Consider the following 14310-nt stretch of genomic DNA (forward strand, 5'->3'; position numbering starts at 1 on the left):
CACTATCGTATACGGTATATGAACTCAAGAGTACGGGACGAGACGCGATGACGATTGGCTGGAAAGGTGTTTTTCCTGCGGTTACCACACAGTTGCGGGAGGATCTGTCGATCGATCTCGCCGACACGCAACGCGTGGTCGATGATCTGGTCAATGATGGCGTCACCGGGGTGATCGCATTGGGCACGGTCGGTGAGAATAACTCGCTCGACTTCGATGAAAAGAAAACCGTGCTTCAGGCGATCGTCGAGGTCGTTGCCGGCCGAGTGCCGGTGATCACCGGCGTGTCGGAATATGATACGCGCCGCGCGGTGCGCTACGCTCAGGCGGCGGAGGCGATCGGCGCCGATGGACTGATGCTGTTGCCGCCGATGGTTTATGTGCCCAAGACTCATGAACTGGTCGCGCATTTCAAGGGTGTCGCTGAACAGACCGCGTTGCCGATCATGCTCTACAACAATCCACCGGCCTATCGCACGGTGATCGACAAGGACGTTCTGAGCGCGCTGGTCGATGTGGCGAACATCGTCGCGGTCAAGGAATCGGCGCCGGACACGCGTCGTTTCACCGATTTCCGCAACGAATTCGGTGATCGTTTCGTGCTGTTCGCCGGACTCGACGATGTCGCGCTTGAGGGGCTGTATCTTGGCGCGCAGGGCTGGGTGTCGGGGCTGACCAACGCCTTCCCCAAGGAATCGGTCGAGCTGGTCGCCGCTTTCGAACGCGGCGATCATGCCAAGGCGATGGAGATTTATCGCTGGTTCATGCCGCTGCTTCACCTCGATGCGGAGCATGACCTGGTGCAGTCGATCAAGCTCGCCGAGCAGGTCATGGGGCGCGGTTCGGAGCGTGTCCTGCCGCCGCGCATGGTGCTTGAGGGCGCACGCCGCGCCGAAGTGATCGCGATGGTCGAAAAGGCGGCGGCGACGCGTCCGACTCTCGCACATGCCCAGGCAGCCTGATAGCATCGCCGATATGCGTCATACCTTTTTCTGCATCGACGGCCATACGGCGGGCAATCCGGTCCGCCTGGTGGTCGGCGGCGCGCCGCTGCTGAAGGGCGCGTCGATGTCCGAGCGGCGGCAGGACTTCATGGCCCGGTTCGACTGGATCCGCACCGGCCTGTGTTTCGAACCGCGCGGGCACGACATGATGTCGGGCGGTTTTCTTTATCCGCCGACGCGCGACGATAGCGATATCGGCATCCTGTTTATCGAGACATCCGGCTGCCTGCCGATGTGCGGCCATGGCACGATCGGCATGATCACTTTCGGGCTCGAACATGGGCTGATCGCGCCGGCCGAACCCGGCCGATTGCGCGTCGAGGTCCCCGCCGGCGTGATCGACATCGCCTATACGCAGGACGGCGAAAAGGTCGTCGCGGTCAGGATCACCAACGTGCCCGCTTATGTCGCGGCACGCGGAATCGAGATCGACGTCGAGGGTATCGGGCCCTTGTCGGTCGATGTCGCCTATGGCGGCAATTATTATGCGATCATCGAGCCACAGGGCGCCTACACCGCGCTCGACGATCTCGGCGCGGCACGGCTGGTCGACCTGAGCGGCCGCATCCGCGACGCGGTGCGTGAGAAGTTCGAACCGGTTCACCCGCTCGACCCGACGATCCGCGGCGTCAGCCACATATTGTGGGCGGATAAACCGCGCGGCGATGGCGCGGACGGCCGTAACGCGGTCTTTTATGGCGACAAGGCGATCGACCGCAGCCCGTGCGGCACCGGCACGTCCGCCCGGCTCGCGCATCTCGCCGCATCGGGCCGGCTCGCGGTCGGCGACCGCTTCGTGCACGAAAGCTATATCGGCAGCCGTTTCATCGGCCGGGTAGAATCCGCGACATCGATCGGCGACCAGGCCGCGATCATCCCGTCAATCGAGGGATCCGCCGTCGCGACCGGTTTCAACACTATCTGGATCGACCGCGCCGCTCCCTTCTGGGAAGGGTTTCAGGTCAAATGATCAACCGCTATTCATCGATTGCCGTGTGCCGTTCCGGCGCACACCGGGGAGTGAGCTTTTCATGAGCATCGTTATCCGCACCTTGTCCGAGCGCGTCTTCGAGATCGTTCGTGAACAGATCGTCACGGGCCAGCTTCCCGAGGACGTGCCGATCCGCCAGGATGCGCTGGCCAGCGATTTGGGTGTCAGCAAGATCCCGTTGCGCGAGGCGCTGGCGCGGCTGGAACAGGAAGGTCTGCTGACCAGCCAGGCCAATCGCGGTTATTTCGTGCGCGCCATGTCGACCGGCGAAGCCGATGAGATCTATGCATTGCGCTTGTGCATCGAACCCGCCGCCGCCGCCTATGCCTGCGGCGTGGCGTCCGAGGAGGACCGCGAAAAGGCGCTCGCCGCGTTCGAAGCACTCGATCGCGCGGCCAATGACAGTCTTGGCGATGTCGCGGTGCGCAACCGCGATTTCCACACCGCGCTGGTGCGCCCCGGCGGGCGCTTGCTCACCACGCAGATGGTCGAACGCCTCTCGATCCTGTCCGAACGTTATGTCGTCGCGCATCTCAAACCGGCCGGCCGCAATGCGCGCGCGCATGTCGAACACAAGAAGCTGATCGATTCCTGGATGGCACGCGACGCGCGGCAACTCGAAACGCTGCTGAAAGAGCATATCGAGGGCACGCTGTACGATCTGCGCGCTCAGTTCGCCGCGACCGCGGGCTGATCAAAAAAACACGAGTAAGGGGGGCATCGATGTTCGGACCGCGCAAGTCGCTTGATACCATCACCACGCATCTCGCCGGTCAGAGCCTCGCCAAGACGCTCAGCTGGCCGCATCTGATTGCGCTCGGCGTCGGCGCGATCGTCGGCACCGGCATCTATACGCTGACCGGCGTCGGCGCGGAGCGCGCCGGGCCGGCGGTCATCCTCGCCTTCGCCATTGCCGGCGCGGTGTGCGCCTGCGCGGCGCTCGCTTATGCCGAACTCGCCACCATGCTCCCGGCGGCGGGCAGCGCTTATACCTTCAGCTATACCGCCCTTGGTGAGACGATCGCCTGGATCGTCGGCTGGAGCCTGATCCTCGAATATTCGCTTGCCTGTTCGACCGTCGCGGTCGGCTGGTCGGGCTATCTGGTCGGCTGGATCCAGTCCGCCGGGGTCCATTTGCCACCCGCATTGCTGGTCGGCCCGCATGGCGGGGGGATCATCAACCTGCCCGCCGTTGTCGTCGCACTCAGCGTGATGGGCATGCTGATCGCCGGCACACGCGAAAGCGCGACGCTCAACATCGTGCTGGTGATCATCAAGCTCTTGGCGCTCGGCGTCTTCATTGCCTTCGCGCTGCCCGCTTTCCAGGGCAACAACCTCGAACCCTTCATGCCTTACGGCTTCGCCAGCACGGAAATCGGCGGGGAGAAGCGCGGCGTGATGGCGGCGGCGGCGATCGTGTTCTTCGCCTTTTACGGCTTCGACGCGGTCGCGACCTCGGCCGAGGAAGCGAAGAATCCCGGCCGCGACCTGACCATCGGAATCATCGGGTCGATGGTCGTGTGCACGATCATCTATATGCTCGTCGCGGTCGCCGCGGTCGGCGCGCTGCCCTTTCAGCAGCTCGCCAATTCACCCGAGCCGCTCGCCCTGGTGCTGCGCTCGCTCGGCGAACCGAAAGCGGCCTATCTGATCGCGCTCGCCGCGGTCATCGCATTGCCCTCGGTCATCCTGGTGATGATGTACGGGCAAAGCCGTATCTTCTTCGTCATGGCGCGCGATGGCCTGTTGCCGCGCGGCTTGGCCAAGGTCAGCCCGCGCACCGGCGCGCCGACCCTGATCACGCTGATCACCGGTATTTCGATCGCGGCGGTCGCCGGTTTCTTCCGGCTCGACGAAATCGCCGAACTGGCCAATGCCGGCACGCTGGTCGCGTTCATCTCGGTCGGCGCCAGCCTGATGGTGCTGCGCAAGCGCGCGCCGGATATGAAGCGGCTGTTCAAATGCCCGGCGCCCTATGTCGTCGGCACGCTCGCCATCCTCGGCTGCCTCTATCTGCTGTTCAGCCTGCCGTCCTCGACCATCATCCGCTTCTGCCTGTGGAACGTCATCGGGCTGGCCATCTATATCGCCTATAGTCGCCGCCGCAGCGACCTGCATGTGCCGGCGCCCGACCCGGTCTGAATTGCTTCGATCATTGCTGAATCCATCCGGGAGTTTGCCGACGTGCGCCTGACCTATGCCCTCGCTCTGCTTGCCGCCGCTGCCATGACCGTCAGCCAGCCGGCCCCCGCCCAGACCCGCGCCACCCCGGCGGCACCGTCATTCGCCGCCGGCATGCGCATCATCTTCGACGATCCCGCGCCCAACCCCGGCGTGCGCCTGTTCGAAGTGTCGCGTGGGCGGGACGGCGGCTTTACCGGAAAACTGACCTCCGACTGGTACGGCGCGATGCCGATGAGCAACATCACGCTTACCGGCAAGATGCTCAGCTTCGACATCCGCAACATCAACACGCGCGGCGTGCCGACGCGGCGCTGGACCGCGACACTGACCGACCAGGGCGTGCTGCTCGAAGGCGGCATCTGGGAATCGACCGTCAAGCAGACCGGACGCCCCGCCGGCACCGCCGAATTCGCCGCGCTGACCTATCGCGACGTGCCATTGCCGCCGCTCGCGACGATCGCCCCGGACGGGCTCGCCGCGACGCCGCCGATGGGCTGGAGCAGCTGGAACAAGTTCGCCGAACATATCGACGACAGGGCGATCCGCGCGATGGCCGATGCGATGGTTTCATCGGGCCTGCGCGACGCCGGTTATGTCTATGTCAACATCGATGACGGCTGGCAGGGTACGCGCGGCCCCGACGGCGAACTCCGCCCGAACGACAAATTCCCGGACATGAAGGCGCTCGCCGACTACGTCCACGCCAAGGGGCTGAAGCTCGGCATCTACAGCTCACCGGGGCTCAAGACCTGCGCCGGTTATGTCGGCAGCTATGGCCATGTCGAACAGGATGCGAAGACCTTCGCGCGCTGGGGTGTCGACTATCTCAAATACGATCTGTGCTCGGGCGAATGGCAATATGCCGATGCCGACACGGTCATGCGCACCTATTATCAGATGGGCGCCGCGCTGAAGGCGACCGGGCGGCCGATCATCTATTCATTGTGCCAATATGGCCGTTTCGACGTCGCGTCATGGGGGCGCTCGGTCGGCGGTCATCTCTGGCGCACGACCGGCGATATCACCGACGATTACAAGAAAATGAGCGAGATCGGTTTCGACCGGAACCCGAAATTCGCCCATGCCGGCCCCGGCGGCTGGAACGACCCCGATATGCTGGAGGTCGGCAATGGCGGCATGTCGCATGACGAATATACCACGCACATGACGCTATGGGCGATGTCGGCGGCGCCGCTGCTGATGGGCCATGACTTGCGCACGACGACGCCCGACGCGCTCAAACTGCTGGAGAATAAGGAGGTCATTGCCGTCGATCAGGATCGGCTCGGCGTGCAGGGTGCGCTCGTCCGGCGCGACGGCGCGGTGGAAATCTGGTCGAAGCCGCTGGCCGACGGCTCGGTCGCGATCGCCCTGTTCAACCGGGGGGAAATCGACGCGCGGGTCGGTTTCCTGCCAGCGGATGCGAAGCTTTCGCGGATCACGCGGGTGCGTGATCTGTGGCGCGGAAAGTCGACCGGTTCCGGCGCGGCCACATATCGCGTGCCTCGGCATGGCGCGGTGATGCTGCGGGTGGTGGGGACGCGTTAGGGCGGCCTCATCGATCACGACATGAGCCCGAACATGGTCGCCGAGCTGGCGTAACACGAGATCGCCATGCGCCGTGTGGCGGAGCCCGGCGTGGCGGCCGAGATCGTCGATGAGGAAACGATCTTCGACCGCAGCAGGCACCGGGTGTTCATGGTCGATGAGCGGATTCGCAGATGAAGCGGCCAAGATTGCATCCATAAATCGGCCGCGATCAAGCCGATCACAAGTTTCCAAATAGATTATCGATGCAGAAACGGCCGTATGGGCACTAACTGTCGTTCTGCCCAAATCGCCTGATCGTGATACGCGTTCCATCGAGTGTAAGGATGAAAGTCGCCGTTGTCCGCTCCATGTTCACATTCCCATAATGCATCTGACGGTGGTGGTTGGCGCACAGGATCATGATGTTCGTGGCTGACAATGATCCAATCTCCATCGCTGACACCGGCGTCGCGTGGTGTGCTTCGACATACGGCTCACCGTCCAACTTGATAAACCCGACAGATTCCAGCCCCAGTGCGTCACAAATCTGGCACCTGAAGCCATTTGCGCGCTTCAAGCGCGCGCCGATGCTATGTCGTTCTATGAACTTGCTGACGCGCTCGCGAACTATTGGTGGCCTTGTCAGCAACTTCCGTTCGATCTCGGCCAGATCCTCAACGGCAGGCTCCAGGGTCGGAGCCGTGCTTGCCGATTCAGAGGGCATCAGCAGCCCTTCGGCCCAACGTCGAACATCCGCTTCGTGCTCGTTCAGTTCCTTGCGCCATGGAATTGCAGCCTGCCCAGGCAACAGGCGCGCATTCGCCCGGACTTTCGCAATGATCGAGCCAGACCAATTGTAGGTTTGAGCAGCCAGGCGCATATCCGGCACAGGAAACACCCAGCGTCGTGCTTCCTGCGACCACGCATTCGCGAAATGCTCGAGGACGCACAGCCCAAGCGGCGGAACGCCAGCCCGATAACAGGCGAAATCGAGACGTGACTGAATGTTACCCAACACACGCCCGTGTCTGGTCAGGTCATCAAACCCGAGCAACGCCCCCACATTGGCATTGGAGTATGAGTTCAATGCTCCACCGTGCTGATCGGCACGATCCGCCAGCCAGTCCAGAACGCGTTCCGTTCGTTGCTGGGTCAACGTGCCGAGATCGGCAGGCGGCTTATCACTTTCATTCGCTACGCCCAGGGTTCTGTTTGCATACCAAAGAGCGCGGGTGGAAAATTCTTCGGGATGATCGGCGATGATCTGCTCGAACGAAAGTGCCTTGAGGTCAGCTTCTTCGAGCACCGTGAACCCTTGGGTCACCTTAGACCTGGCAACGGTGACCTCGGCCGCTTCGATCAGTCCGCGATTGGCCAGGAGTTGGAACGTGCGGGCCGCCCCTTTGCCCTCCCGCTTTTGCAGGCCGACATACCGGCCCACCGCATCAACGATGCGCTGCTCCGCGGGGCTGAGACCATCGAGATCAAAGCCTGTCTTGCTCGCAACGATCTCCCGCCCAAACTCCGCGTATTTCCGATCGATTGCGGCTTCGATCTCAGACGAGCCGGCATTCCGCTCACGAATGTTCCGCTCAAGGGTATCCAGCTTGGCGATGCTGGATACTCCGGCGATGACTGTGAAGATATCTTGCGCCATCAGGCCATCGGTGCCTTTGCCCGGATGAAGTCAAATATCGGTCGGAACGGTTCAAAATGGATAGTCGCAATCTGGGGAACAGTCTCCTTTGCGAAGCGCGATTTGCTTCCGATGAAGCGGAAGCACTCATAAGGCTCACTTTGGTCAACTTCGAAATGATCGCCGACTCCAAAGGCGTCAAAGAACATGAGCTCAATATCGAGTTTAGATTTGTGAGCAAAATTATCATTTGTTCTAGGACGCAATATCTGACTTCTAATTCCAATATTAGGGTCAACGGGCAGTAGCATCGCGTACCACTCGCCATCTACTCTTTTGCGAACAAGGCATTTGCTGGGATCGAATTCAATTTGTTTGCCGATATTTTTCCATTCATTGAACGCCGTGTCGAAGTCAAATATTCCGAATACCTTCCGCGCGGAGTGTAATGCGAAGAAGTCCTGCTCCTGAAGCATTTTTCTAAGATAGCCTGAGCCGAAAGCGGACTCGATCGCAAAATTTCGTTTTAGCCCCGGGAACAAGCGCTCCCAAGCCGTTGTTAATATGAGTGCATCCGAAACGCCCTCGGCAAACAAAACTGGTCCATCGGTATTAACAAGTATGTGCTCAATGCTTAAAGACACTTCGCTTTCAGAAAACGTAATGAGCCCCGCTGATAGAGATCTAACTAGATCTGATTTTTCTGCAGCAATTGCCTGCAACCCGTTGTCACCATAACAAAAATTGCGAATGCGGCAGGGCGCGTCAGCCACGATCGTTGAAGCACTATGTGTGTTGAGCAAAATGTGGTTGGTACGCGCAGCTTGATCAGAAATGGCATTGACTTGCCGAAGGAAGTCGAACTGCCATTCCGGATGAAGGAACGCGTCAGGCTCGTCAAAGAGTGAAATGATATTTCTGTCTTTGAAGAGCTCAGCGGTCGCCAGCATGTAAACCATCTGGAATTGGCCATCGCTGAACCCCGCAGTTCCCCCAGTAAAGCCGCTCTCCAATTCCACCTCGACGGAAATGGTATCCAGCATTCCCAGCACCTTAAGGCTGTAGAACTGCCGAAAAAGCGAGCAGATCCCGTCACCGGAAAACTCTGCCCGCAGGCGTTCAAGATTGAGAAACAGAAAATAGGCATCAGCCTGTTCCTGATACCCTTCTGTGCGGATAGGGCCTCGTTTCGGAGACGGGCTTAAACAGGTATCAAGCCGATCAAGGAAATCTTTGGTCGCGCTGCGCGGCTTCCAGTATTTGTCGCCCTGCACGTCATCCACGTTGAACTGCGCCGCGTTCCGGCCCTGAGCATATCGGGGGCGCTGCAACGTAATGCGGATATCCGGCTTGACGATTTTGACGCCCAGGCGCTGCATCAGAGCCGCACGGCCGACATGGTTGTCGGGCAACAATAGCATCATTGCCAGCAACAGGTCTTTAATTTCGCCCGTTACAGGAACGATCTTGGGGCTGTCGGAGAAGCCCGGTCCATCGATCCGCCCTTCGAACTTGTCCTCATACCGATCGATCAGTTTGCCGACGTTCGGGTTGTGGCCAGAGTAGTAGACCAGAATATGATCGGGCAGTGGGGTTGTGCCAAGCGTGCGGCGGCCGGCATCATCGTTGATGATCAGCGCGCTGTTACGCCATTTGATCCGGGTTTCCGTCCCGGCAATTTCAAAGCTGATCGCGTAGTCGAACCCTGGCCCCGCCGCATCGGGATCGAAATCAAAGATGTGGTCAAAAATCTCGATCAGGGCTTCGAGGAAATTGGATTTGCCCGATCCGTTCTTGCCGACGAAAATATCGATGAAGCCATCGCCGTCAAAGCTAATCGAGAAATCGCGAAGGTTTTTGTACTGGCTGATCCAGACCGAGCGGAGACGCATCAGGCCGCCGCGCGTTGAGCGATGGCGTCGGCGAGGTGGCGCTGGGTCTCGGCGGCGCCGGCGAGGCGGGATTTGAGGGTATCGCACAGCGCTATGAGGTCATCGACCTTTCCGACGATGCGGCGTTGCTCGGCGAGGGGGGGGATAGGGACGATGACAGCCTTCAGCTTCGCTTGAGATATGTTAACTTGGCTAGCGGCCATACCCGACTTTGCCCGCTCAATTTGTTGCGCAGCAGATCCGACCGACAAGGTCAACGCAAGGTACTGGCCATCAATTTGAGTTGAGGCTGGTCGAAACCGAATTATTTTGTCCGAGATCATAAGGCGTGGACGGGTGACTGCCACAAAACAGCATATCCCAACGCGGTTTGTCGGTCCGGCACGGGTAATGAGGACGTCACCCGCGCGCGCCTCAGCGTCCGGACGAGGCTCAAACCTTGAAGGTAATTCTTTATTTTGCTCGGCTTCATATCGCATGTCTTGGACTGCCGTCGTTTTTAGCACTCCCCAGGCATCTTCCGATCGCGATGGAAACTCGTGACAGGCGGGGCTCCAGCCAGAGTCCATGGGGCCGATTAGCTTTTCTAGCGGAAAAGCGATCCAATTGTGAGGTAACGCGACTTCCAAAGATTTGGTGGCGTCGGCCAGTTTAAGGCCTTCATCCTCGGCATCCTGCTCCACCAGCTTCCCCCGCACGGCGAGGTCGAGGATGGTGTGTTTTAGGGCGTCGATGCTGGCGTCGGTGGTGAAGAGGGTGTCGAAATGGCTTTCCAGCCGCGCCCATTGGCGGGCGAGGTCGGCCGCGTCCGCGCTGTTCACCAGCGTGGCGAGCAGGGTTTCCACCATCGCCTGGTGCGCGGCTATCGCGCCCGCACTCTCCCGCTCCAACGCGTCGCACAGCGCCATCAACTCATCCACCTTGGCCACAATCCGACGCTGTTCGGCTAGGGGTGGGATTCTGATCTGAACCTCGTTGAGTTCGGCCTTGCCGATCACACCTTGAGCAGAACCTCTCGCATCCCGCCTTAGACGGAGCGTGAATGGCATAAGCGAAAAGTAGAGGTATTTGGTGTCCAACGCCTTCTTGGGTCTAATTGCAGCGACGCTTCGCCCGATTGCGCAATCTATGCCTAGATTGAGCTTTCCAATGGTCGCCCCGACAACGCAAATGAGGACATCGCCTGCTTTTGCTAGTTTGAGCGGCTTTGTGGTCCATTCACATATTTCAGGATACAGTTCGCCGAATTCGCCGGTTTTTACGAAAACGGTGCCAAGGCCATCCTTGTTGCATGCGTTGCCAGGAGGGGCTTGGCCCATAACTAAATCCACATTCGGACCAAGCTTCGATGGCGGGCACTCTTCCCCTAAAATCAAACTGCCTTGTGCGGCTAGTTCAAAGATAAGCGCGCGCAGCCGATCAACCCCATAAAGATTGATCCGCTTGCTGCCGCCCCGCCCTGCACCCGATCTGCGTTCTATTGCGCTGGTCCAGATGCTGAGATTGTCGGCCACCAACGCAGCAATGTCGGTCACGCGCTTTTCCCCGCGCCCTTTGGCCCGAGTGCCTCGGCTAATATGCTTTTCAGCTGATCGCGGATGGACTGAATTTCCGTCTGCTGCGCGGCATAGGTGGCGAGCAGTTCGTCGGGATCATGACTGATCGCCTCCGCCTGATGCGGGTTCTTGCAATCGAGGTTGTATCCGCGCGCGGCGACATCGGCGGCGCTGATCTTCCACGCCTGTTCCGTTTCCTGGCGCGCGCGGAAGCCGTCGGCCTCATCGCCCCACCATGCCTGCTCCGCTGCGAACTCCTCGAACCGCATCGGCTTGGTCTTGTTGTAGCTGGTCACCCCGTCCGGATAGGGGTGTTCATAGAACCAGACATTCTTCGTCGGCGTGCCCTTGGTGAAGAACAGGATGTTGGTCTTGATGCCGGTATAGGGGGCGAACACGCCATTGGGCAGGCGGACGATGGTGTGCAGGTTGCACTCCTCGATCAGGCTTTGCTTAAGCGTGGACTTCACCCCTTCGCCAAACAGGAAGCCATCGGGCAACACTACCGCTGCGCGGCCGTTGGTTTTGAGCAGGCGGATGATCAGCGCCATGAAAAGGTCCGCCGTCTCCCGCGTGCGCAGGTGGCTGGGGAAATTATTCTCGATCCCGTCTTCCTCCATCCCGCCAAAGGGCGGGTTGGTGGCGATCACGGCAACCCGGTCTTTCTCACCATAGGCGGTATAGGCGCGGGCCAATGTGTTGTTGTGGCGGATGCCGCTGGGCGTATCGATGCCGTGCAGGATCATGTTGGTGATGCACAGCATATGCGGTAGCGCCTTTTTCTCCACCCCGCGGATGGAGGCGCGCAACACCTCCTCATCCGCGGTAGAGCGCACTGCCTTGCGCTTGTGATCGATCGCGCAGGTGAGGAAGCCGCCGGTGCCGCAGGCGGGATCGAACACCACTTCGTTCAATTGCGGATCCAGGCGGTTGATGACGAACTGGGTGACGGCGCGGGGGGTGTAGAACTCGCCCGCATTGCCCGCGCTTTGCAGGTCTTTCAGCACCTGCTCGTAGATCGCGCCGAAGGTGTGACGGTCTTCGCTGTTATTGAAATCGATCTCGTTGATCTTGTTGATCACCTGCCGCAGCAAGGTGCCCGATTTCATGTAGTTATAGGTGTCCTCAAACACATCACGGATCACCTGCGCGCGCTTGCCGACATCGCCCTGCGTAGGCAGATCGCCCTTCAGTTTGGCAAAGAGTTGCAGGTTGACGAAATCGAGCAGCTTTTCGCCGGTATCGCCTTCCTTGTCCGCCGCCCAACTCCGCCAGCGCAGATGCTCCGGCAGCGGGGACTGGAAATCGTCGTCGATCAGCTCGAGCTCTGCCTCGCGGTCATCGAGGATTTTGAGGAAGAACATCCAGGTGAGCTGGCTGATCCGCTGGGCATCGCCATCCACGCCGACATCCTTGCGCATGATGTCCTGGATGGATTTGATGACGCCGGAAACATTGCTCATTCCTGGGGGCTCATTCTTGGGGGGCTCATTCGTTGGATGCCTGCTCGTAAATCTGGTCTTCGAGCTCTCGAAGCGCGGCCTCATAGGCAGCTTTGCCGCCAAAGGCACCCCTGATGATCTCCGTCGGAGTGCCGAGCTGGGTGAACGGCTTGAGGCGCAAAACCTTGTTATCCTCGATGGTTTCGACGCCTTCATCGGCATATTTTTCCAGCAGCGCCTCCAGCACCGCCCGGGCCTTGTCGCCATATTTAGCGAAGTAATTGCGCTTCTTCACCTTCTCCGCCCGTTCGCGCCGGGTCAGCGGCGGTGCGCCAAACGCGACGTGGACCAGCAGGTCGAAATCGCCGAAATCCTTGCCCACCGTTTCTGCAAGATTGGCGAGGATGACGCCGCGCTGTTCGAGTTCGTCAATGATCGCCTGTTTGCGTTCGCTGGCGTTCCAGTGCCAGATGAACTCGTCGAGCGATTGGTACTCCGACGCGATCTGCTTGCGGGCATAGTCGCGATAGGATTCGGTGACGAGCTTGCCGTCGGTACCGACATATTCGATCCGCTCGTTCAACACGCGCGCAGTGACGCCGCTGACGACGAATTTGTAACTGCCGCCGCCGGTGTCATCATCGTCGTCGTCGTCGGCAACTTCATCGTCATCCGGATCGCCGTCAGGTTCCTCGGGACCGGGCGCGTTCGGGTCATCGTCCGGGCCCAGGATGACGATCGGCGGGCCATCAAAGGCATCGTCGCGGAACAGCGCGGTGGCGTGCTTGAAATCCATGATCGTGAAGAAGAACTTGTTGTTGTCCTCATCAATCCGCGTGCCACGCCCGATGATCTGTTTGAACATGGTCATCGAATTGATCGTGCGATCGATGACGATCAGCTTGCAGGTCTTGGCATCGACGCCGGTAGTCAGCAATTGCGAGGTGGTGGCGATGACCGGATAGGGCTCCTCAGGGTCGATGAAACGGTCCAGCTCTGCCTTGCCCTCGGTGCTGTCGCCGGTGATGCGCATGACATATTTGCTGTTGTCCCTCGCGAGCTTGCCCGCCGCATTCACGATGGCTTTGCGCATCCGTTCGGCATGGTCGATGTCTTCGCAGAAGATGATCGTCTTCGACATCGGATCGGTGGTCTGCAGGAATTTCATCACCCGCTCCGCGACCAGTTTCGTGCGCTGGTTGAGGACCAGGGTGCGGTCCATGTCCTTCCGGTTATATTCGCGGTCTTCGATCAATCCGCCGAGATCATCGACCATGCCGGGCGGCGGGGTCCAGCCGAGTACGTCGAGGTCAATGTCGATCCGGATGACCTTGTAGGGCGCAAGGAAGCCATCCTCGATGCCCTGCTTCAAGGTGTAGGTGTAAACCGGATCGCCAAAATAGGTGATGTTGGAGACGTACTCCGTCTCTTTCGGCGTGGCCGTCATGCCGACCTGCACCGCACTGTCGAAATAATCTAGGATCTCACGCCAGGCCGAATCCTCCGCCGCGCTCCCCCGGTGGCACTCGTCGATGACGATCAGGTCGAAAAAGTCCCGCGACACGGATTTGAAAATCTTGTCGGCCTCGTCCGTGCCGGTGATCGCCTGATAAAGCCCGAGGTGGATTTCATAGGCCGGGTCGATCTTGCGGTTCTTGATCTTTGTCATCGCCGCGCCGAACGGCTTGAAATCGTTGACCAGCGTTTGATCGATCAAAATATTGCGATCGGCCAGGAACAGGATGCGTTTGGCGGTGCCGGCCTTCCACAGCCGCCAGATGATTTGAAAGGTGGTGTAGGTCTTTCCGGTGCCGGTTGCCATGACCAGCAGTACGCGATTCTGCCCCTTCGCTACGGCTTCAACGGTCCGGTTGATTGCCTCCACCTGATAATAGCGTGGCTCCTTACCCGAAGCATCGATGTGATAGGGCTGTTGGACGAGGCTCTGCTCCTCCTCCGTGATCTGGTGAAACCTGCGATAGCGCTGCCACAGGGTTTGGGGATCGGGAAAGGCGTCCATCCCATATTCGATTTCTGTCGGATCGTCGGCGGGCGCAGCGCGATTATGTTCCGAA

Annotated in this window: 10 protein-coding genes; 5 read left to right on the forward strand and 5 right to left on the reverse strand. The window is 59.8% G+C overall.

Going from position 1 to position 14310, the window contains the following annotated elements; genetic code table 11:
• The first annotated feature begins 47 nt into the window (after positions 1-47).
• The 5 genes from G4G27_RS22515 (at position 48) to G4G27_RS22535 (ending at position 5727) form a co-directional block, all read left to right on the forward strand.
• On the forward strand, positions 48-962 hold the full coding sequence (locus tag G4G27_RS22515; protein WP_183110699.1) for a dihydrodipicolinate synthase family protein: 915 nt from the start codon (positions 48-50) through the stop codon (positions 960-962).
• Between the two features lie 13 nt (positions 963-975).
• A complete protein-coding gene (locus G4G27_RS22520) occupies positions 976-1974 on the forward strand; it encodes a 4-hydroxyproline epimerase (protein ID WP_183110700.1) in 999 nt (332 codons plus the stop codon).
• A 61-nt stretch (positions 1975-2035) separates the two neighbouring features.
• Positions 2036-2689, forward strand: a complete 654-nt coding sequence (locus tag G4G27_RS22525; protein WP_183110701.1) for a GntR family transcriptional regulator — start codon at positions 2036-2038, stop codon at positions 2687-2689.
• Positions 2690-2718: 29 nt separating this feature from the next.
• Positions 2719-4137 carry an amino acid permease gene (locus G4G27_RS22530; RefSeq protein ID WP_183110702.1) on the forward strand — a complete coding sequence of 473 codons (1419 nt, stop codon included), beginning with the start codon at positions 2719-2721 and terminating at the stop codon, positions 4135-4137.
• 42 nt (positions 4138-4179) lie between these two features.
• A complete protein-coding gene (locus G4G27_RS22535; RefSeq protein ID WP_244624466.1) occupies positions 4180-5727 on the forward strand; it encodes a glycoside hydrolase family 27 protein in 1548 nt (515 codons plus the stop codon).
• Between the two features lie 268 nt (positions 5728-5995).
• Here G4G27_RS22535 and G4G27_RS22540 read toward each other — a convergent pair whose 3' ends face one another.
• From G4G27_RS22540 to G4G27_RS22560, 5 genes are read right to left on the reverse strand one after another with little or no spacing between them, the layout of a single operon-like run.
• Positions 5996-7366, reverse strand: a complete 1371-nt coding sequence (locus G4G27_RS22540; protein WP_183110703.1) for an HNH endonuclease — start codon at positions 7364-7366, stop codon at positions 5996-5998.
• Entirely contained in the window at positions 7366-9237 is a 1872-nt protein-coding gene (locus G4G27_RS22545) for an AAA family ATPase (RefSeq protein WP_183110704.1), read from the reverse strand. Before G4G27_RS22545 ends, G4G27_RS22540 begins: the two co-directional genes overlap by 1 nt.
• Positions 9237-10772, reverse strand: a complete 1536-nt coding sequence (locus tag G4G27_RS22550) for a restriction endonuclease subunit S (protein ID WP_183110705.1) — start codon at positions 10770-10772, stop codon at positions 9237-9239. Before G4G27_RS22550 ends, G4G27_RS22545 begins: the two co-directional genes overlap by 1 nt.
• Positions 10769-12358, reverse strand: coding sequence for a class I SAM-dependent DNA methyltransferase (locus G4G27_RS22555; RefSeq protein WP_244624467.1), 1590 nt, complete (start codon positions 12356-12358; stop codon positions 10769-10771). Before G4G27_RS22555 ends, G4G27_RS22550 begins: the two co-directional genes overlap by 4 nt.
• Positions 12282-14255, reverse strand: a complete 1974-nt coding sequence (locus G4G27_RS22560) for a DEAD/DEAH box helicase family protein (protein WP_244624468.1) — start codon at positions 14253-14255, stop codon at positions 12282-12284. The genes G4G27_RS22555 and G4G27_RS22560 overlap by 77 nt, the downstream gene beginning before the upstream one ends.
• Positions 14256-14310 lie beyond the last annotated feature (55 nt).

The sequence above is a fragment of the Sphingomonas sp. So64.6b genome (assembly GCF_014171475.1).
GTDB lineage: Bacteria > Pseudomonadota > Alphaproteobacteria > Sphingomonadales > Sphingomonadaceae > Sphingomonas > Sphingomonas alpina_A.